The organism is Pseudohaliea sp., from assembly GCF_040217025.1.
Lineage (GTDB): Bacteria > Pseudomonadota > Gammaproteobacteria > Pseudomonadales > Halieaceae > Pseudohaliea.
Map to the genome: position 1 here is coordinate 1,139,285 of NZ_JAVJOA010000008.1, position 19,136 is coordinate 1,158,420.

Consider the following 19,136-nt stretch of genomic DNA (forward strand, 5'->3'; position numbering starts at 1 on the left):
AGAGGCGTCCTCCGCATGAGCACGCCCTTCACAAACGCCTAAAGATATAACATTATGTGTCTTTGCCTGCGGCGCGCGTCGCGGGCGACAGCCGGACCGAGGAGCAGTCCCATGAGCGCCTACAAGGAATTCCGCATCGGCTGGCCTGTCGTCCTCGCCTCCATGGTCGGCATCGCCTTCGGCATGTCCCCCCTGCCCTTCTATACCATCGGCGTCTTCGCGGGCCCGCTCGCCGGCGAGTTCGGCTGGGGAATCGGCAAGGTCATGACCGGGCTCGCCGTCTTCACCGTGGCCGCCATGATCGCCTCTCCACTGATCGGCACCCTGTCGGACCGGCTCGGGGTCCGCCGCGTGGCCCTGAGCTCGATTTTCCTGTTCTCGCTGAGCTTCATGGCCTTCGCCCTGAACAACGGCTCCATCGTCCTCTACTACACGCTCTGGGCGCTGCTCGCCTTCTGCGGTGCGGGCACGCTGCCGATGACCTTCACCCGCGCGATCTCCGGCTGGTTTCACGAAAAGCGCGGACTGGCCCTCGGCATCGCGCTGATCGGCACCGGGGTTTCCGGTGCGCTGACCAAGCTGTTCGCTGCCTGGGTCATCAGCGAGGCGGGCTGGCGGGCGGCCTACGTGGCCGTCGGTCTGCTGCCGATGCTGATTTCCCTGCCCATCGGCCTGCTGATGTTCCGCGACATCGACGACCCGAAAGCTTCGGAGCGCGCGGCCAGGCTGGTGCGCCTGCACAACGACGGCAATGTCACCATGAAGCTGTACGGCCTGACGCTCCGCCAGGCCCTTGCCGACTGGCGGTTCTGGCTGCTGGCGGCGGTCTTCGTGCCCCTGTCCTTCGCCATCGGTGGACCGATTCCGAACATGGAGACCCTGCTCGGCGCCAAGGGCATGAGCAACAGCGAGGCGGTCTTCCTGGCCAGCACGCTGGGCTACGCGGTGTTTGCCGGTCGCCTCCTCGGCGGCTTTCTCCTCGACCACCTCTGGGCGCCGCTGGTGGCCTGTGTCCTGCTGATGCTGCCGGCGCTGTCCATGTTCCTCATGACCGGCGATGACCTGCGCTGGAGCACGACCCTGCTCTCGGTGCTGCTCCTTGGCCTGGCCGCGGGGATGGAGTACGACCTGCTCGCCTACCTCGTCTCCCGCTACTTCGGTATCCGCGCCTATGCGGGGATCTACGGCATGCTCTACGCATTCTTCGCGCTCGGCGCCGGTTTCGGTCCCGCGATCTTCGGACGCAGCTTCGAGGCCACGGGATCCTACAACGCCGCTCTGACCTTCTCCATGTGGGCGTTCATCTTCTGCTCCCTGGCGCTGCTGCTGCTCGGCCCGTACCGCGACGACAAGCTGCGCGCCATGGTCGACTGACGGCGGGCGCACCCATCAAGGCGGTTCCCGGCATGCCCCTGCTCGCGGTGATCAGCGGGCTCTCATCCTTTTCCCTGGCCATCATTCTCCCGGCGCTCCCCGCCCTGGCCGGGGTGTACGGCACCGACTACGCGGGCATCCAGTTCCTCGTGTCCGCCTACCTGCTCGGCCTCGCCCTCTCGCAGCCCCTGTGGGGCCAGGTCACCGATCGTATCGGCCGGCGCCCGGTGGTGCTGCTCGGCTTTACGGTCTACGTGGCGGCCAGCCTCGCCTGCCTGGTGGCCGAGAACCTTGAGCTGCTGATGCTGCTGCGGGCGCTGCAGGCAGCGGGGGCCAGCACCGGCACGGTGGTCGCCCGCGCTATCATCCGCGACACGCACGACGAGGCCGACGGCGCGCGCGCGATGTCCTGGGTGTCCATCGGCCTCGGCGCTGCACCGATCATCGCCCCCGTCATCGGTGGCGTCCTGCTCATCCGCGGCAGCCCCGGGTCGATCTTTGCGGTGATGGCGGTCACCGGCGCCGTGCTCTGGCTGCTGCTCTACCTCCGTCTTCCCGAGACCCTGGAGCGGGAGCAGGTGCAGCTGCTCGACTGGCGCCGGTTCCTCGACGGCTACCGGGCGCTGCTCACGAACCGCGGCTTCCTCGGCTACACGGCGGTGTACGGCTTCGCACAGGGGGCGTTCTTCGCCTTCCTGACCGTCGGCGCCGCCGTGTTCGCCGACAGCTTCGACCTGGGCCCGGGAGTGTTCGGCGCGGTCTGGGGCACCATGGGTTTTGCCTACGTGCTCGGCGCCTTCGGCGGCGGGCGCCTCGCCAGCGGTGTGCGGCGCCCGCTGCTCCTGCCGGTCGGCGTCAGCGCCACCCTCGCCCTCGGGCTGGCCGTACTGGCCTTCGACGCCTGGCTGGGCCCGCGGCTGCTGACGGTTCTCGTGCCGCTGTTCCTGATGATGCTTCTGTCCGGCGCGGTCACGCCCCTGGTGATGGCCGGCGCCGTCTACCAGGTGCCCGGGCTGGCCGGCACCGCGGCGGGGCTGTCGAGCGCCCTGGGCATGACGATCTCCGGCGCCTTCACGGTCGCCGCAGGCATGGTCTACGGCGGCGACTTCACGCCCATCGCCCTGCTCATCGCCACCGGCAGCCTGCTGACGTTCCTGAGCTGGCTGTCGATCCGCCAGCGCTGACCGGCCGCGCCCTGTCTCAGCCTGCGTCCGCGCGCGCCGCGATGGCCCGCCGCAGCTGCGCGATGAGCGCGGTCTTGTAGAAATCGCTGGTCGCTGCCTCGGCGCGGTCGAGCAGCGCGAGCAGGTCCGCATCCGTGTAGCGGGGATACGCGCCGCAGTCGTCGAAATAGCCGAGCAGGGCATAGTGCGGGAAGCCCAGCAGTCCCGCGAGGCGGCCAGTGCGGGCGGAACGCAGGATCAGTTCGCCCCCGTAACAGGCATCCGGCGGCGCGCCATCCCAGCCCGTGGTGCGGATGTACCCCATGACGAACAGCGATTGCGGATAGCCGGCGCGCAGCGCCGCCTCGCGGTGCGGGATCGCCTCTTCGTGGCGCCCCGAGTAGCCATAGGCGCGGCCCAGCTGGTACTGCAGGCGCGGATTGCCGGGGTCTTCAGCGACGGCACGGCGGCAGGCCTCGATCGCCGCCGGCTTGTCCATGCCCGCGCGCGTGACGCCCTCGCCGACGCGCTCGGGATCGTCGTAATGCGCCGCGAGGCGGTCGCACTCGGTGGGCGTGCGCCTGTACGCCTCGCGTTCATAGCTGCCGATCTCGTCGACGGGCACGGCGATCGTCACCGGCCCGGCCGCGGGCTCCGCCGCGAAGACACTTCCGGCAGCGAGCAGGCCGGCGACTGCAAGGCCGCGACGAAGCGCGGCGGTGATCGTTCTGGACATGGGGTGGTCTCCTCCCGGTGCGGGACTATGCTTCAGGATCAGGGCTCGATGACCTCCAGCGAGGCCAGCTCGTAGTGCGTCTGCATGTAACCGCCCGCGCCGGCGCGGAGCAGCAGGTAGTCGTCGTCGGCCGTGCACCAGACGTCGTAGGGGGGGTGTTCTTCCGGCAGGTTGCCGGCCGTCCCCGTGACCTGGAAATGGCGGGCACGGAAGTCACCGGCCTCGACGCTGATGTCCTCTTCACCGACGTAGACGAGCGCGAAGCCCGTCACGAAGAACATCGGGCCGGTGGCACCCCGGTGATCCGGTGAAGTCAGGAAGAGGTCTTCGAAGAAGACAGTGCCGGGCCCCTGGGCCAGGTCGTACAGCTTCATGAGCAGCGCATCGCCGAGAATCGGGTGGGCCTGGAGCCAGCGCACGGGCTTCGGCGTGTCGATGCGCTGGGTGATGCGGCCGTCGCGCCGGTTCCAGGTCTCGCACTCGGCATAGCCGTCCGCGAAACGCATCCAGCCGCTGCCCTCGAACTCCCCGCCCACGGTCAGGCGCACGGCGCAGTCGAGGGGGCTGGAGTCGTCGTGGCGCAGGGCGAGGCTCACATCCCGGGTGACGCTCGGGGCATCATCGATCTCACAGTGGGCCAGCAGCACATCCACGCCGTCCGGCTGCTGGGACAGCGTGAAGAACTCGCGGCCGCGCTCCTCGCCGGCCCGCTCGGGCTGGCGACTCGTGTAGCGCAGGCTGCCGCGCAGGATCCGGTTCGGGCTCATGGCGTGTCTCCTTGCCGGCGCCGCCTTGTCGAGGAGCCGGCGCGCTGGTTTAGTGGGCTGGCGATCGTGTGCTGGAAAAGCTCACCGCCATTGTATTAATGTTATATTTATAGATCAATTTCACGGGAGGCAGCCATGGAACAGAGCGACAAGACCGCACGGGAAATCTACGAAGCGCTCAAGGCCAACCCCACCCGGGCCCGCTTCGGCTTCGGTGAGAAGGCCATCCTGGTCAACGTCGATCCGCAGAAAGCCTACACGCGCACCGACCTGTTCAAGACGGCCTATGAAACGGACCCGAAGCAGCTCGACTACGTGAACGACCTGGCCCGCCGCTTCCGCGCCCTGGACTGGCCCGTGGTCTGGACCTACGTCGCCTACATGGACTCCGGGGAGGACTGCGGTGTCTGGGGCACGCGCACGGATACGCCGGATTCGCTGCAGAACATCAAGTTCGGCTCGGAGCGCGCCGAATTCGACGACCGGCTGGAGATCGATCGTGTGCGCGACGTGATCTACTGCAAGAAGATGCCCTCGGCGTTCTTCGAGACGCCGCTGTGGTCGCTCTGCGTCTGGCATCGCGTGGACACGGTGATCATCACCGGCGGCTCCACTTCCGGCTGCATCCGCGCCACCGCGGTGGATTCCCTGTCCCGCGGCTATCGCACCATCATCCCGGAGCAATGCGTGGCCGACAAGCACGAGAGCTATCACTTCGCAAACCTGACGGATCTCGCGATCAAGTACGCGGATGTGCTGGACGTGGAGGAAGTCACTAGCTGGCTCGACAGCCGGCAAGCGGCCTGAGGAGCGAACCATGCGCGAAGACCCCGGCCTCTACGACTACTGGCCCTACGAGGGGCGCCCCGCGCTGCGCTGGCCGGACGGCGCCCGCGTGGCCTTCTGGGTGGCACCGAACATCGAGTTCTACGAACTCGACCCGCCAGCGAACCCGAAGCGCCAGGCCTGGCCCCTGCCCTACCCGGCCGTACCCGGCTATAGCATCCGCGACTACGGCAACCGGGTGGGCCACCAGCGCCAGATGGAAGTACTGGATCGCTTCGGCATCCGCGGCTCGATCTCCCTGTCGGCCGCCCTCTGCGAGCACCACCCGGAGATCATCGAACTCTGCGCCGAGCGCAACTGGGAGTTCTTCAGCCACGGCATCTACAACACGCGCTACACCTACGGCCTCAGCGAGGACGAGGAACGCGCGATGATCCTGGATGCCATGGATACCATCGAGCGCCACACGGGCCAGCGTCCCGCGGGCTACCTGGCCCCGGCACTGTCGCACTCGGAGCACACCATCGACCTCTTCGCCGAAGCGGGCGGCCTCTACACCTGCGACCTGTTCCACGACGACCAGCCCACGCCGGTGCATACCCGCGGCGGCCAGCGCTTCCTCTCGGTCCCCTACTCGCTGGAGATGAATGACACGATCGCCTACGTGGTCAATCGCATCGAGCCGCGGCGCTACGGGCAGCTCCTGCGAGACAACTTCGATCGGCTCTATGCGGAAGGCGAGGAGAGCGGCACGGTCATGTGCATCCCCACGCACAACTACCAGGTCAGCTGTCCGCACCGGCTGCGCGCCTTCGAGGAGGCCCTGGAATACATTACCGGCCACAGCGACGTGTGGGTGACGACCGGGCGGGAGATCGCCGAGTACTACCTCGAGCACCACTACGACAAGGCCCTGGAGGACATCCACAGGCGCCGGGAGGCCAGCACATGAGCGACGCAACAGGACCCCTCGACTACCCCATGCGCCGCTACGGGATGGACCACGACCGCTACGACTGGTCGATGCTGAGCGAGCGGCCGCCGGTGCAGTGGCCCGGGGGGGCGCCGCTGGCGCTCTGGGTCAATGTCTGCCTGCAGTTCTTCCCGCTGGACCAGGTCGGCAAGCCGTTTCCTCCCCCTGGCGGCATGACCATGCCCTACCCCGACCTGCGCCACTACACGCTCCGCGACTACGGCAACCGGGTGGGCATCTTCCGCGTCCTCAAGGCGCTGGACCGCTTCGGCGTGCGCCCCACCTTCGCCGTGAATACGCGGCTGGCAGAACGCAACCCGTATCTGCTAGGCCTGCTACGCGAACGCGGGGACGAGCTTCTCTGCCACGGCTGGCACATGGATGCACCCCACTATGGCGGCGAGGAGCCCGGGGCAGAGGAAGAACGCGTCCGCCGCTCCCTCGGACGGCTGCGGGAGCTCAGCGGACAGCCCGTGCGCGGCTGGCTGAGCCCGGCGCGCAACGAGAGCCCCGACACCCCGGAATTCCTTGCCGGAGAGAACGTCAGCTACTTCTGCGACTGGGTGAATGACGACATGCCCTATCGCTTCCGCACCGACCGCGGGCCCCTCTGGGCCATGCCCCTGTCCAACGAGCTGGAGGACCGCTTCATCCTCGTCAACAACCTGCACAGTGAGGCCTCCTACGAGGAGCAGGTCTGCGATGCCTGCGATTTCCTCCATGCGGAAGGCCGGCGCGCCGGCGGCCGGATCCTGGCGCTGAACATCCACCCATGGCTCCTCGGCCAGCCACACCGCATCGGCCGGCTGGAAGCGATTCTCGCCCACATCACGGGGCGCGAGGGGGTGTGGTCAGCGCCGGCGGGTGAGATTCTCGACGCCTTCGTCGCGCAGCAGGGCGGCTGAAAGCGGGCGGGGCGAGCGTCGCGCCGGCGCTCTCCGGGGCGACACGGACGCTCAGACGAACTTGGTGGCGCCGAGAAACGCGACGCTGCCGATAACGATCCAGTAGACGTAGGCGATGCTGCGGCCGAAGCGGATCGACTTCTCGAGACGGTTCTCCACCTCTTCGTTCGGACCCTGCGCCAGCACCCGGAACATGCCTGTCCATTCCCGCATGATGAAGCGCAGTTTCAGCCCGATGACCAGGGCGACGCTGTAGAGGAAAATCTTCAGCGAGAACCACTTCTGCATCTCGCCGGCATTGAACGGCCCCTTGCCGAAGAGTGAGGCAATGGCTGCGATCATCAGGGCCGGAATGAGCACGAAGCGGATACGCTCGTCCCACACCGTCAGCTTCACGCCGCGGTCGGTCTCGCGATAGATGAAAGCCGCCCAGCACAGCCCCAGCCAGCCGGCGACGAAGAGCCACATGGCCACGAGGAAGGCGCCGCCGTAGGGCTGAACACCCCAGAGATGACCCATGTGCATGCCGAGCGGCAGGAGCAGGATGATGCCCGTGCGGGCGAGGATGTCGATCCGGTAGGCCGTTTCCATGTGCCGGCGCCGCTCGTCCATGGGCAGCTTGCGGTTGACCACGTTGTAGGACGTCTGGAAGACGCCCCACTCCCCGCCCAGCCAGTAAACCATCGCGACGATGTGCACCCAGCGCAGGACCGCCAGCTCCGTAATACCCATGATCGTTCTCCGCTTTCGGGGCAAGGCCTATTAGCCATATTGTTATATCATTATACATGTCACCCCCGGGCACGCCAAGAAAGGAAACCGGACATAGGCTATACGCTCTATTTGATATATCATTATACCAATTAGCCGCTTTCGCGAGGCCGCCATGAGTGACACCACCACCCTGTTCAGTGAACAGGACCTCGAGAATCTGAACAAGGAATCCCCGACGCCCCTCTACTTTCAGCTCTACAGCCTGCTGAAGGCCCGCATCCTCGACGGCACCCTGCCCTTCGGGCAACGCATGCCCACGGAAGAACAGCTGGCCTCCACCTTCGGCGTTTCCCGCATCACCGCAAAGCGCGCCATGGACGAGCTGGCCGGGGAGGAACTGGTCGAGCGCCGCCGGGGCAAGGGGTCCCACATCACCTACCGCTACTCGCCGCGGCCGGTACAGGCGCCGTTGACCGGCATGCTCCAGGAGATCGAGAGCATGGCGCGCAACTCGAGCGCGAAGATCCTGGAGTGCAAGATGCTGCAGCCGCCCCAGCACATCCGCGATGAACTCGAACTCGAGGCGGGGGCGACGGCGCTGCACCTGGTCCGCGTCCGCGAGCGCGAGGGGCGGCGCTTCGGCTACTACGTCAGCTGGACGGCGGGGGTGAAGATGCCCAAGAGCCGGCGGATCTTCGAGCGCACACCGCGGCTCACCTACTTCCGTGACAACGGCCTGGAGGTGACCCACGTCACCCAGACGCTGAGCGCCGAGGCCGCGTCACCGGAGGCCGCCAAGGCCCTGGGGGTGCCGGTGGGCAGCCCGCTCCTTTCCCTGGTCCGCCGCTCCTACAACAAGGTCGGCGAGCGGGAGCACCTGCGCGACCACCTGCGCGTGCTCTACAACCCGGAGAACTTCCAGTACAAGATGGACCTGAAGATCGACTGAGCCCGCGCTCAGATGACGCCCCACTCGACGAGGGCCTCGATCGCCCGCTGCTGCATCGCGAGATAGTGCTCCCGCCCCGGTACGGCGCCGTCCCCCAGCAGGTTGTTCGGCGGGTAGATGCTGCCGGCATAGGTCGCCGCATAGAGTTCCAGGCGCTGCCGCGCCAGCAGGTTGGTCATGGCCGGCTTGCGCCGCACGCGGCGCAGCGCAGCGATGTCGATCTCCGCATTGCCGCACATGGACTCGCCCGTATCCGCCGCGGCGAGGACGTCACCCTTGTAGTTCACCACCTGGGAGGCGCCGTCGGTGGAGGCCGCCGGGAAGGGTATGCCCTCTATCCCGGCGCTGTTCGCGGAAACCACGTAGACCATGTTCTCGTAGGCCCGCGCCCGCTTGGCGATGTTCTTGGGAGTGAGCAGCGGACTGCCCACTTCGCTCGAGGAATGGCAGAGAACCTCCGCACCGCGGAGAGCGAGGCAGCGACTGATCTCCGGGTAGAGGATTTCCTCGGAGGCCACGCAGGCCAGCCGGCCCAGCGGCGTGTCCGCGACCGGGAACAGGGCCTCGGCCCCGTAGATGTCCAGGTAACGGTCGAGCAGGTCGTGCGGTGTCGGCGCGAACATCGAGACGAGGCGCCGGTAGCGCAGCACCAGGTCGCCGTTGTCGGCGATGATGAAGCTGGTCTGGAAGTAGAGCCCCGGAAAATGGGGATCGGTCTCGTAACCGTTCCCGGCGAGATAGACCGCGTTGTCCTGGGCCACGCGGCCGAGCGCCTCGTACTCGGGCCCGTCCGGCGCCAGGCAGGCGCGGGCGATCCAGCGCGCCGGCGGCTCGCCCATCGGAAAGCTGGTGAGGAAGTACTCGGGCAGCACCACGAGGCGGACCTCGTCGCCGCTGAAAGTCCGGACGAAACCCTTCGCCCCGCGCAGCTGCTGGCCACAGCGCTCGATGCCATCGAGGAGGTGCTGCCGGGCGTCGGCCTCCGACGCCACCCCGTTGATGGCGTCGCAGCGCATCTGCAGGGCGAGGGCGCCATAGGGTTCCGGGGTCATCGGCCGCCCTCCAGCGTTTCCTCCGCCAGGCCTTCCACGAGGATGACGCGGAAGTCGCCGGTGCCGGCGCGCAGCGCCTTGGCCTCGACGTACTCCGGTGACTCCCAGAAACGCCGGGCACTGGCGGCATCGGGCCAGCGGTGCAGCACGACCCGGCTCTCGCCCCAGTCACCCTCGAGCACCTCCTGGGCACCGCCGAGGGCAAGATACTCGCCACCGTACTGGGCCACGATCTCCGGTACCCGGCGCGCATAGGCGGCAAAGCGCTCCCGGTCATGGACCCGGGCCTCGACAACGACATAGGCGGGCATGGTTTCCTCCTCTATGAGTCAGCGCCGGCAGACACGGTCTGCAGGCGGTCTTTGGAGACGCTGCCTGCCGACATCCCGGGCAGACCGTCAGCAAATGTTATATTGCCATATCTATATAACATATACTAAAGTGCAGGGCATCCACGCAGCACCGGGAAGGTAGCCCCGTGAGCGACAGCGCCATCGGCCCCAGCCTCAGCGCCACCCTGGTCACCGACCGCCTCGACACCTGCGTGGCTGCCTGGGCCGGGTTCCTCGACCACCACCCGGGGGCGGAGTCCCCGCTCCCCGACGGCACCGCCCGGCGCTGGACGGCACCGCGCCTGTCCGGCGCCCGCAGCGTCTGGTTGCACAATGCCCTGGGTGAGCCCTGGCTGCGGCTGGTCGAGGATGAGGTCGCCACGCCCCGGCCACCGTTTCGCCACCCGGGCTGGCAGGCCCTCGAGATCGCGGTTGCGGATGTCGACGGCCTAGCGCGCCATCTCGCCGGCTCACCATTCACCTGCCTCGGCGAACCCGCCAACCTCGATGTGTCCGACGCCATTCGCGCCATGCAGGTTCTCGGACCGGCCGGTGAGGTACTGTACCTTACCGAGGTCCGCGATGCGGTGCCCGGTTTCGAGCTGCCCGTGGCCCGCTGCCCGGTCGACCGCCTGTTCATTCCCGTCCTCCTGGCTCCCGACCGCGCGTCGGCCAGCGCCTGCTATGGCGCCCTCGGCGGACCGGCGCCGCTCAACTTCGACACCCGCATCGGCGTCCTCAACCGCGCCCGGGGCCTGGCCGCTGACACCCGGCACCCGGTGGCGACGCTGCAGCTGGCCGGCGCGAACCTGATCGAGATCGACGAGGTGCCCGGCCTGCCGGGCCCGGCCGCCGGACTGCCCCCGGGCATCGCATCGGTCGCCTTCGCGGCACCGTCGCAGACGGTTCCCGCCAACGCCGACGGCTACCTCGGTAAAGGGATCGACGAAGATGCGCCCTACGCCGGCCACAGCGCGTACAGCTTTCGCGGCGCCGCGGGCGAACACTTCGAACTGATCGAACACTGAGCAAGCAACCGCAAGGAAAGGAGAGAGACCATGAAAACGATACAACGCCTGGCCGTCGCTGTGGCCGCCAGCTTCACGCTCGCAGGCTCCGTAGCCGCCGAGCAGATCGACCCCGCGACGCCGGAGGGTTACGTGCAGATCCAGCGCAAGATCCAGTGCTCGCTGGAAGACGAGTCCCCGCAGGTGTACCGCTGGTCGGGCCGCGGCTACGCCCGCGTGCCCGGTGAACCCGACCGCCACCTGTTCAACCTCGACGGGATGAACGTGCGCCAATGCGTGACCATCGAGGACCCGGAGCGCGGCACGGGCTACCGCATGGTATCCCGGGAGATCATGCTCTACCTCGACCCGGAAACGAACGAGGTGCTGCGCAGTTTCGACAACCCCTGGACCGGCGAGAGCAACGAGGTCATCCACGTGGCCAACGACCCGGTCAACGGGCGCCCGACCTTCGGCGTCGATGCCGAGGGCGAGCCCCGGGCGTTCGAACTCAACGACATCAATGGCCAGTACCTGATGGCCGTCGAAGTTCCCCTGTTCTACCGCAACCCCCTCGGCGGCGACTACCAGCAGTACATCGGCGGCACCTACCACGCCACCGAGATCTTCGATTTCAACGGCGACACGGCCGAGCTGCTCGATGCGGGCCAGCCGGTGGCCTACCCCGTCGTGTCCTGGGTCAGGCTCGCGCAGTGGCTGCCCTGGATGGAGATGGGGGACCGCGCCGGGCTGCTCTACTTCAACGCCATGGGCCGCAAGCTCGAGTCCTTCGACCAGCTGAGCGACACCATGAAGGCGGAGATCGCGGCCAACTACCCGACCTTCACGGCACCGCCGCCGGTGACCGACAAGCGGCGCAACGAAACGTCCTGGACCTACATGAAGAAGATCATCGACAAGCGGGCGGACGCCGAATGAACGGCAGGGAGAATACGATGAAGACCTGGCAACGGCTATGCGCCGGGCTGCTCTTCTGCCTGGCCGGGGCCGCCACCGTGGCGGCCCCGGTCGGCGAGGACCAGCGCACACCCATCGACCTGCGGCGCACGACCCTGGTGGTGGCGGACATCGACCGCTCCCTGGCGTTCTACCGCGACGCCCTCGGCATGGTGGTCACCTACGACAACATGATCATCACCCCCCGGGATGCGGACCCGGCGGACGCCGACTACGTCCGTCGGCTCGTGTTCCTGCGAGCCAATGACGACTACATCGGCGTGATCGGCCTGCTGCAGTACATCAAGCCGAAGAAACCCCGGGTGGAGCTGGCCGATACGGCCTTCCAGGAGGGCACCACGGTGCTGGTGTTCAACACCAGCGAGCTGGAGGCGAGCTTCGCAAAGGCCCGGCAGGTGCCCGGCGTGGTCGTGCTCGACGAACCGGAGCTGGTCACCTACCCGTCCTACGGCGGTGACGGCACCATCAGCGTGCTGGTGAGCGCACTGCAGGACCCGGACGGTTTCACCATCGAGCTCAACCAGCTCCAGGAGGAGCTGCACTGACCCGGGAACGAAACCCCGTTAGCAGCACGGCGAGGGCGGCGGCGAAGGGCAGCACCCGTTCGGCAATGTCGCCCGGCGCCGAGGGAGCGAGGGAGAGGGCCACCGCGAGCACGAAGCCGGTCCAGACAGAGCCCAGCGCCCGCGGGGCCGTCACCGTGCCACCGGCTAGGCGGACGAACACAAGCGGCCCGAAGGCGGAACCCAGCGCCACCCAGGCGAACAGCACCCGGTCGAAGATCCGCTCGGGGAGGTAGAGCGCGACCGCAACGGCCAGCGCGACGACGGCCGCGACGCTGAGCCGAGAGACGAGCATGGCGCGGCGCGGAAAGCGCCGGTCGAGCCCCAGGTCATGGGCAACGGCAGAGGCGGCCACCAGGAGCTGGCTGTCCGCCGTCGACATGATCGCGGAGAGCACCGCCGCAAGCAGCACCGCACCGAGCAGGGTCGGGAAAAGGCTCTCGGTCAGCACGAAGAAAACGGTCTCGGGGTTCGCAAGCCCCGGGTGCAGGATGTGTCCCGCCAGGCCAAGGAGGGCCATACCGCCGAAGACGACCAGGTACCAGAACAGGGTGATGACCCGCGCCTGGCGCAGCGCCCGCACGTCGCGCAGTGCCATGAAGCGGACGAGCAGGTGCGGCTGTCCGTAGGTATTGACCGCGCCGACAGCGAGGCCGCCGACAACGATACCGGCGCCCACCAGCCCGGCGTTGCCGCCGGTAAGGCTGAGCTGCGCGGGCGTGCTCACCGCACGCAGGCCCGAGGCAAACCCGTCCAGCCCGCCGCAGGCGATTACGGCGGCCACCGGCAGCAGCAACGCCGTCGCCGCCATGAGCAGGCCCTGGATCGTGTCGGTGACGCTCACCGCCCAGAAGCCGCCGAGGAGCGTGTAAATCAGGATGATGGCGGCGCCGACGAAGATGCTCTCGCGCATGGACAGCTCGAAGGTCGCTGCAAAGGTATTTCCCGCCCCCTGGAACTGCGCGGCAACATAGAAGACGAAGGAAACGAGCACGATGAGCGAGATGGACAGGGCGAGCAGTGACCGCGCGCGTCCCCCGGTCCCGTGCAACAGGAAATCGGTCACCGTCAGGTGATCGTGCTCGCGGCTGAAGGCCATGAGCCGGGGCGCGATCCAGTACCATGCCACCAGCATGCCGATCACCGTGCCCAGCACGATCCACAGGGCGGAGACGCCGATCACGTAGGCGACGCCGCTCATGCCCAGCAGCGTCCAGGCCGAGGAGGCACTCGAGGAGTAGCTGATGGCTGCGACCCAGGGCCCGAGCTCGCGGCCGCCGAGAAAGAAATCGCCCTCGTCGCGGCTGCGGCGCGCGGCCCAGATGCCGACCCCGACCAGGACCAGCTTGTAGACCACGAGCGTGACCAGGACGGCGCCGCTTCTATCCATCGCCTTCCGGTTGCCGGCTGAGGATGTAGTCAACCAGCCGCGGCACCTCGGCCGGCGCCAGGGGGCTGTGGAAGAGCATCCAGTTGCCCGGCACCAGCGCCTCGGTGGCGACGATCCAGGTCGTGAGCGTGCCGCGGTTCCAGGTCAGTTCCGAGGCCTGGAGGGCCGGGGAATAGCGATAGCCCGGCTGCGAGGCGGCGCGGCGGCCGGCCAGGCCGAACAGGTTGGGGCCGACCTTGTGCGCGGCGCCGGGCGCCAGGCTGTGGCAGGCGGCACAGGCGGCGAACGCCTGCTCGCCATCGAGTTCGCCGGCCTGCGCGCCCAGCGCAGCCAGCAGCAGTACACCGAGGAAGCGCCGCCCCCTCACGCCAGCCGCCTCATCACCTCGAGGGCGGCGCGCTCGCCGGACTCCATGGCGCCCTCCATGCCCGGGTTGGCCCGGGCCGTGTGCTCCCCGGCAAAGAACAGCCGGTCGCCCGGACGCTGCAGCGCCTCGAAGTGGCGGCTCACCTGCCCCGGCCCCCACAGGGCCCAGCTGCCGCCGGTCAGCGGCTCCTCGGCCCAGCGCACCACCTGCCGCAATTCAGCGCGGCCCCGTGCCGCGGGGTTGAAGCGGAAGAAGTCATCGGCCAGCAGCTCCGTCGCTTCCGGCCCCCGGTAGCGGTCACAGCTGTCGCCGTTCACCCACACCGTGAGGTTGTAGCGCTCCCCGCCCGGCAGCGGGCGCACGAAAAGCCGGCCGAGCGGCCCGTTCGTCCACCAGCCCGCGGGCTCGCCGCTGTCAGCCCAGTAGGGCTCGCGCACGAGGAAATGCCCCTGCACGACCTTGTGATAGGCAATGGCGGTGAGCGCCTCCCGCTGTGCCGCGGGAAGCGCCGGTTCAAAGCGCACACCGCGCAGGGCCGGCACCGGCAGGGTGCAGACCAGGGCTTCAGCGCTGAAGTGCCGCCCGTCGGCCAGGTCCACCTCCACCCCGCCGCTCCGCTCCCGCACGGCCACGGCGCGCGCACCCAGCACCGGCGGCACGGGGAGGGACCCTGCGAGCGCCTCGGGCAGGCGCATGTTGCCTCCGGCCACCTCGCGCACGGGCTGTCCCATGGCGACCGCCCGACGGAAATTCGCGCCCACGCGCAGCAGGCTGAGCATCGAGGTATCCGCCAGGCGGTTGCCATAGCTGTTATTGGCGTCGACCAGGGCGAGGGCCGCCGCATCGTAACCGCGCTGGCCCAGGTAGTCCGTGGCCGCTACCTCCAGCGCCTCGTGGGCACCGCTACACCAGTCCGGCCCGGCGGCAACGGGGTTGTCCCGAAGCACCGGGCCCAGCAGGCGCGTCGGGGGCACGGCACGCAGGTGCCCCGCCAGCGGATTGAAAGGGCTGTCGGCCCAGGCGCCCGCGGCGATCTTGTGCCCGTCGATCGCGTAGCCGCTGTCGAGGTTTTCCGGCGGGACCTGCAGCGGCACCCGCAAGCGCGCGGCGGCATCCAGCACCCGGCCGTAGTTGGGGCCGATGACGTTGGCCCCGCCCTCGGGGTGGCCGGGGACTGCATCGAGCGTCAGCACGCGGCCGCCGACGCGATGCCGTGCCTCCAGCACGGTCACCCGGTGTCCCTGCGCCGCGAGCAGCGACGCGGCGGCCAGTCCCGCCAGGCCCGCGCCCAGCACCAGCACCTCGCGGGGCGCCGCCGCCAGCGGGCGTGCCAGGGCCCCGGCGGCGGCAGCGGCCAGCAGCTGACGGCGGTTCAGCACGACAAAAAAGCCCGGCGGGGCCGGGCTGCGGAGCGCTCGCGAGGCACCGTCAGAAGCGCGCCTGGGCGGTCACCCCGAAATAGGTGTCACGCCGTGCCGTGCCGACGAAATTGCGCCGCAGGGAGTCGCCCGCGTCGGCGTAGCGGAGCACGAAGGGCGAGGCATCCTCGCCGCCGAGGTTCTTGCCCCAGAAGTTGATCATGTAGCGGTCGTTCATGAAGCCGAGCCGCGCGTTGATCACCTCGATATCGCCGGTTTCGGCGTGGTTCAATACCTGCGCGAAGCGGCTCTCCTCGTAGGAATAGTTGGCCCCGGCAAACCACTCCCAGCCGTTGCCGAAGGGGCGCCGGTACTCGACATCGAAGAAGGCCGTGTTCTGCGAGGTCCGCGGCACCTGGTTGCCCTCGATGGAGCCGAGGGCCACCGTGTCCGTGGAGCACTCGGCACCGGGGAACTGGACGCCGGTGGAGCAGTTGGTCAGGCCGTCGTCGGCGACGTCATTGAGCAGGCCCTGGTTGAGGTCCTGGCCGTCGGTGAACTCCGGGTCGATATAGGCGTAGTTCGCGGTCAGCGAGAGCCCCGGGATAGCCGCCGGCATCCACAGCATTTCCAGCTCGACGCCGAACAGTTCCGCGTCACCCGCATTGACCGTGGCGGACGTGATTTCTCCGGCCCCCTGCACGTTCTGCGTCAACTGGTAACCCTCGAGCTCATTGAAGAACACCGACGTATTCAGCCGCAGCTGGCCATCGAGAAACAGGCTCTTGCTGCCAAGCTCCAGGGAGGTCAGGTCCTCTTCATCGTAGGAGGGCACACCACCCTCGATGGCTGCCGCGCCGTTGAAGCCACCCGGCTTGGTGCCCTCGGCGTAGAGCACGTACAGCAGGTGATCGTCGTTGATCTGCCAATCCAGGGTAACCCGCGGCGTGAAGGAGTCGAAGGTCTCGTTGCTCACGGTCGTGCGGGTGATCGGCCCGCCGAGCACCTGCGAAATGGCGACCTGGTCGATTTCCTCCTCCTGGTAGCGCCCTTCCACGGTCAGCGTGAGCCGCTCGCTGAGGTCGTAGGACACAAGGCCGAAGATGGCGCGGTTCTCGAGCTCACTGCTGGAGCGGTTGCGCGGCGGCGGGGCCACCGCCGACGGGGGCGTGACCGGGAAGGCGGTGATGCAGATCGGGTTGGCGGCGCAGATGGCCGCCTCCTCCGCCAGGCGCGCACCGAAGCTCGCGGCCGCGAGTGCATCGGCGTTCGCGGGCAGGACCCGGTTATCCGAGTTGCTGCTGTCCTGGCTGAAGTAATAGGCGCCGATGCTCGCGCGCAGCCGGTCGCTGTCATAGTCGAAGCGCAGCTCCTGCGACCAGTCCTCGCTCTCGTCGTCGAAGGAGAAGGTGAAGTCCAGCGCGCCGGCGGTTACCAGGCCGTAGGGCGCCGGCGGCGGCCCCAGCGGGAAGCGCGCGAAGACGCTGGTCTGAAAGCTCGTGGGGCCGTAGTCCGCCTCGGTGATCTGCGTGGCATCGCGGTCGTTCCAGCCGGTGATCGAGGTCACCGTCCAGCTGTCGTTGAGCTGGTGCTCGATCTTCAGACTAAGCTGCGTCTGCTCTACCCGGTCACCGGCGTTCGGTGCCTGCACCGAGTAGTCCGTGGTGATATCCCGGGGCTCCACCTTGCCGCAGTAGTAGCGGCCGACGCCCAGGTAGTAGGAACCGTTGTCCTGGAAGCAGTTGTTTGCGGAGGCGGGCTGGCGGAACAGCGCCGGCTGGCCATCGTCCAGCTCCGAGTAGTAGGCGCGGAAGCGGATGTCCGTACGCTCGCCGGGCGTCCAGCGCAGCAGGCCCGAGATGGACTGGCTCTCCTGCTCGCCCACACCCGCGCCGTCGAAGGTACTGTTGAAGATCGCGCCGCGCTCGTAGTAGCGGCCGGCCAGGCGGCCGGACAGCACACCGTCGATGAGCGGGCCGGATACGGACCCGGTCACCTGGTACTGGTCATCCTCGGCCACCTGGAGCTGGACGTTACCGCCGACCTCGTCGCCCGGGTCCTTGGTGATGAAGTTGATGGCGCCGGCGTAGGTATTCCGGCCGTAAAGCGCGCTCTGCGGGCCCTTGACCACTTCCACGCGCTGCACGTCCTGGAGGTCGTAATCGGCGATGGAGCCGGTGATGTAGACACCGTCGATGAAGTACGCCACGCCGGACTCACCGAGAATGTTCGCCTGGCCCCGGATCACCGGGCGGTTGGCAGTACGCGAGAAATCGTTGTCGAAAACCAGCCCGGCCGTGACCTTGGCGAGGTCGTCGAGGTCATTGAGCGCCAGCTGCTGGATATCGCTGGCACCGATGGCGGAGACGGCGACCGGGATATCCTGCAGGCTCTCTTCCCGCTTCCTGGCGGTGACGATCACTTCCTCGAGTACCAGGCTGTCTTGCTGCGCCAGAGCGACCGGCGCCGCACCGAGAAGGCCGTAGGCCAGGGTGCTGGAGGCGATCACCGTCGCCAGTGGTTTCCTGTTAAAGGTCATGACGAACCCCCGTTGAATGTCGTTATTGCTTGTCGGGCCGGAGCCCGCCTTATCCCCTGCCCCTTACGCTAGCAATGTCATAAACATATATCAATATGTTGTTTAGGGAAATTCTGCCGCCCGTCAGTCATGGCTGTGATCGTGACCGTGGCCATGATGGTGGTGATGCGGGCTGTCGTCGTGGTGGTGGTGATGGCCGTGCCAGTGGTCGTGCCGGCGGCCGTCCGACTTGTGCTCGGCGTGGTCGTGGCCGGCCTCGCTGCCCCGCCGCTGCATGGTCTGCTCGAAATCCTCGGGCCCGTGCGGGTGGTTGTGGTCGAAGGACAGGGCCCACTGGTAGAGCAGCGGGTCGCGCTGGTAGACACGCGCCAGGGAGCGGTTGGCGTTCTCTACCGGCGTCGACCAGGGGTTGTAGTGGAAATGGTTGAACAGCTTCGAGTCCGTCCGGCCCAGCGCGATGCAGCCGTACTCGGAGGCGAAGGCGCCGTGATTGATGTAGGCGGGACGCCAGAAATAACCCCCCGTGGGAATATCGCCGAACTGCATCATCCAGGAGGTGCCCCAGAGGTGATAGGACTCCTCCGCGCAGTCGTGATAGGAGATGTTGTCCTGGTAGAAACCCGGGGTCATGCAGTAGAGGAAGGTCATGGCGTGGGACATCGGGTTGAAGTTGAGCAGCTTGATCAGGCAGCCGGCGGCCACGGAGGGCTTGGCCACGTTACCCATGGCCCAGGGGATGTCCATGTAGGAATCGACGTCGTGGTACAGGTTCACCTGCGCCAGCGGATGGTGCTCGGTGGCCTCCACGTGGCTAGGCTCGCCGGTGTTCACCATCTCCAGCAGCAGGCAGCCCTGCGGCGCACTCACTTCGGGCATGGCATAGCCCGCCGGGATGAAGAAGTAGTGCCCCTTGCGGCAGGTACGCCCGCCGACCCGGAGCTCGCCCTCGATGATGATGAGCTCGCGCTCGGACCAGGCAAAACCCGGGGCCTGGCGGTAGCCGGCGTCGAGCTGCACGGTCATGGAGCAGGCCCCCGTGTCGGGGTCGAAGCTCAGCATCTTGTAGTGCATACCGCGGGCGAAACCCGGCAGCGTCATGTGCTTGAAGGCCGCGTCGCGGTCGCAGAAGGGCTCGATGTGTGGGCGCATGGTGTGTGTCCTCGCTGGTGGAAACTCCCGGGTG

19 protein-coding genes are annotated in these 19,136 nt (G+C 67.8%); 9 read left to right on the top strand and 10 right to left on the bottom strand.

Annotation, left to right across the window (positions count from 1 at the left end; all coding sequences use genetic code 11):
• Nucleotides 1–111 precede the first annotated feature (111 nt).
• Both RKE50_RS09385 and RKE50_RS09390 read left to right on the top strand, forming a co-directional pair.
• Nucleotides 112–1,374, top strand: a complete 1,263-nt coding sequence (locus RKE50_RS09385; protein WP_350036118.1) for an MFS transporter — start codon at nucleotides 112–114, stop codon at nucleotides 1,372–1,374.
• Between the two features lie 32 nt (nucleotides 1,375–1,406).
• A complete protein-coding gene (locus RKE50_RS09390; RefSeq protein WP_350036119.1) occupies nucleotides 1,407–2,558 on the top strand; it encodes a multidrug effflux MFS transporter in 1,152 nt (383 codons plus the stop codon).
• Between the two features lie 16 nt (nucleotides 2,559–2,574).
• Here the strand turns inward: RKE50_RS09390 and RKE50_RS09395 are convergent, their stop codons facing one another.
• Nucleotides 2,575–3,273: a hypothetical protein gene (locus RKE50_RS09395; RefSeq protein WP_350036120.1), complete on the bottom strand. Its 699-nt coding sequence runs from the start codon at nucleotides 3,271–3,273 to the stop codon at nucleotides 2,575–2,577.
• Nucleotides 3,274–3,311: 38 nt separating this feature from the next.
• Nucleotides 3,312–4,040 (bottom strand): hypothetical protein, encoded by a 729-nt coding sequence (locus RKE50_RS09400; RefSeq protein WP_350036121.1) that lies wholly within the window; start codon nucleotides 4,038–4,040, stop codon nucleotides 3,312–3,314.
• Between the two features lie 135 nt (nucleotides 4,041–4,175).
• Here RKE50_RS09400 and RKE50_RS09405 point away from each other — a divergent pair, with 135 nt between their 5' ends.
• Genes RKE50_RS09405 through RKE50_RS09415 form a run of 3 tightly spaced genes read left to right on the top strand, consistent with a single transcriptional unit; the run spans nucleotide 4,176 to nucleotide 6,704 of the window.
• Entirely contained in the window at nucleotides 4,176–4,847 is a 672-nt protein-coding gene (locus RKE50_RS09405) for an isochorismatase family protein (protein ID WP_350036122.1), read from the top strand.
• A 10-nt stretch (nucleotides 4,848–4,857) separates the two neighbouring features.
• Nucleotides 4,858–5,778 carry a polysaccharide deacetylase family protein gene (locus RKE50_RS09410; protein WP_350036123.1) on the top strand — a complete coding sequence of 307 codons (921 nt, stop codon included), beginning with the start codon at nucleotides 4,858–4,860 and terminating at the stop codon, nucleotides 5,776–5,778.
• Nucleotides 5,775–6,704, top strand: a complete 930-nt coding sequence (locus tag RKE50_RS09415) for a polysaccharide deacetylase family protein (protein ID WP_350036124.1) — start codon at nucleotides 5,775–5,777, stop codon at nucleotides 6,702–6,704. Before RKE50_RS09410 ends, RKE50_RS09415 begins: the two co-directional genes overlap by 4 nt.
• A 51-nt stretch (nucleotides 6,705–6,755) precedes the next feature.
• Here the strand turns inward: RKE50_RS09415 and RKE50_RS09420 are convergent, their stop codons facing one another.
• Entirely contained in the window at nucleotides 6,756–7,436 is a 681-nt protein-coding gene (locus RKE50_RS09420) for a hypothetical protein (protein ID WP_350036125.1), read from the bottom strand.
• Between the two features lie 154 nt (nucleotides 7,437–7,590).
• On the opposite strand from RKE50_RS09420, the gene RKE50_RS09425 reads away from it, so the two are divergent.
• Nucleotides 7,591–8,367 (top strand): GntR family transcriptional regulator, encoded by a 777-nt coding sequence (locus RKE50_RS09425; protein WP_350036126.1) that lies wholly within the window; start codon nucleotides 7,591–7,593, stop codon nucleotides 8,365–8,367.
• A gap of 8 nt (nucleotides 8,368–8,375) precedes the next feature.
• Here the strand turns inward: RKE50_RS09425 and RKE50_RS09430 are convergent, their stop codons facing one another.
• Nucleotides 8,376–9,419, bottom strand: a complete 1,044-nt coding sequence (locus RKE50_RS09430; RefSeq protein ID WP_350036127.1) for a nitrilase-related carbon-nitrogen hydrolase — start codon at nucleotides 9,417–9,419, stop codon at nucleotides 8,376–8,378.
• On the bottom strand, nucleotides 9,416–9,730 hold the full coding sequence (locus RKE50_RS09435) for a DUF1330 domain-containing protein (protein ID WP_350036128.1): 315 nt from the start codon (nucleotides 9,728–9,730) through the stop codon (nucleotides 9,416–9,418). The genes RKE50_RS09430 and RKE50_RS09435 overlap by 4 nt, the downstream gene beginning before the upstream one ends.
• Before the next feature lie 167 nt (nucleotides 9,731–9,897).
• Here RKE50_RS09435 and RKE50_RS09440 point away from each other — a divergent pair, with 167 nt between their 5' ends.
• Genes RKE50_RS09440 through RKE50_RS09450 form a run of 3 tightly spaced genes read left to right on the top strand, consistent with a single transcriptional unit; the run spans nucleotide 9,898 to nucleotide 12,281 of the window.
• Nucleotides 9,898–10,779 carry a hypothetical protein gene (locus RKE50_RS09440; RefSeq protein ID WP_350036129.1) on the top strand — a complete coding sequence of 294 codons (882 nt, stop codon included), beginning with the start codon at nucleotides 9,898–9,900 and terminating at the stop codon, nucleotides 10,777–10,779.
• 30 nt (nucleotides 10,780–10,809) lie between these two features.
• Nucleotides 10,810–11,697 carry a DUF1838 family protein gene (locus RKE50_RS09445; RefSeq protein ID WP_350036130.1) on the top strand — a complete coding sequence of 296 codons (888 nt, stop codon included), beginning with the start codon at nucleotides 10,810–10,812 and terminating at the stop codon, nucleotides 11,695–11,697.
• 17 nt (nucleotides 11,698–11,714) lie between these two features.
• A complete protein-coding gene (locus tag RKE50_RS09450) occupies nucleotides 11,715–12,281 on the top strand; it encodes a VOC family protein (RefSeq protein ID WP_350036131.1) in 567 nt (188 codons plus the stop codon).
• On the opposite strand, the gene RKE50_RS09455 is transcribed toward RKE50_RS09450, so the two are convergent.
• From RKE50_RS09455 to RKE50_RS09475, 5 genes are all read right to left on the bottom strand, one after another.
• Nucleotides 12,253–13,689 carry a sodium/proline symporter gene (locus RKE50_RS09455; RefSeq protein WP_350036132.1) on the bottom strand — a complete coding sequence of 479 codons (1,437 nt, stop codon included), beginning with the start codon at nucleotides 13,687–13,689 and terminating at the stop codon, nucleotides 12,253–12,255. The two genes, RKE50_RS09450 and RKE50_RS09455, sit on opposite strands and share 29 nt — an antisense overlap.
• On the bottom strand, nucleotides 13,682–14,056 hold the full coding sequence (locus tag RKE50_RS09460; protein ID WP_350036133.1) for a c-type cytochrome: 375 nt from the start codon (nucleotides 14,054–14,056) through the stop codon (nucleotides 13,682–13,684). The genes RKE50_RS09455 and RKE50_RS09460 overlap by 8 nt, the downstream gene beginning before the upstream one ends.
• Complete coding sequence (locus tag RKE50_RS09465; protein ID WP_350036134.1) at nucleotides 14,053–15,435, bottom strand: flavin monoamine oxidase family protein; 1,383 nt, start codon at nucleotides 15,433–15,435, stop codon at nucleotides 14,053–14,055. Before RKE50_RS09465 ends, RKE50_RS09460 begins: the two co-directional genes overlap by 4 nt.
• A gap of 49 nt (nucleotides 15,436–15,484) precedes the next feature.
• A complete protein-coding gene (locus RKE50_RS09470) occupies nucleotides 15,485–17,953 on the bottom strand; it encodes a TonB-dependent receptor (protein ID WP_350036135.1) in 2,469 nt (822 codons plus the stop codon).
• A gap of 123 nt (nucleotides 17,954–18,076) precedes the next feature.
• The gene (locus RKE50_RS09475; RefSeq protein ID WP_350036136.1) at nucleotides 18,077–19,102 is read right to left on the bottom strand and encodes a DUF4437 domain-containing protein; all 1,026 of its coding nucleotides are present in this window, start codon (nucleotides 19,100–19,102) and stop codon (nucleotides 18,077–18,079) included.
• Between the last annotated feature and the right edge of the window lie 34 nt (nucleotides 19,103–19,136).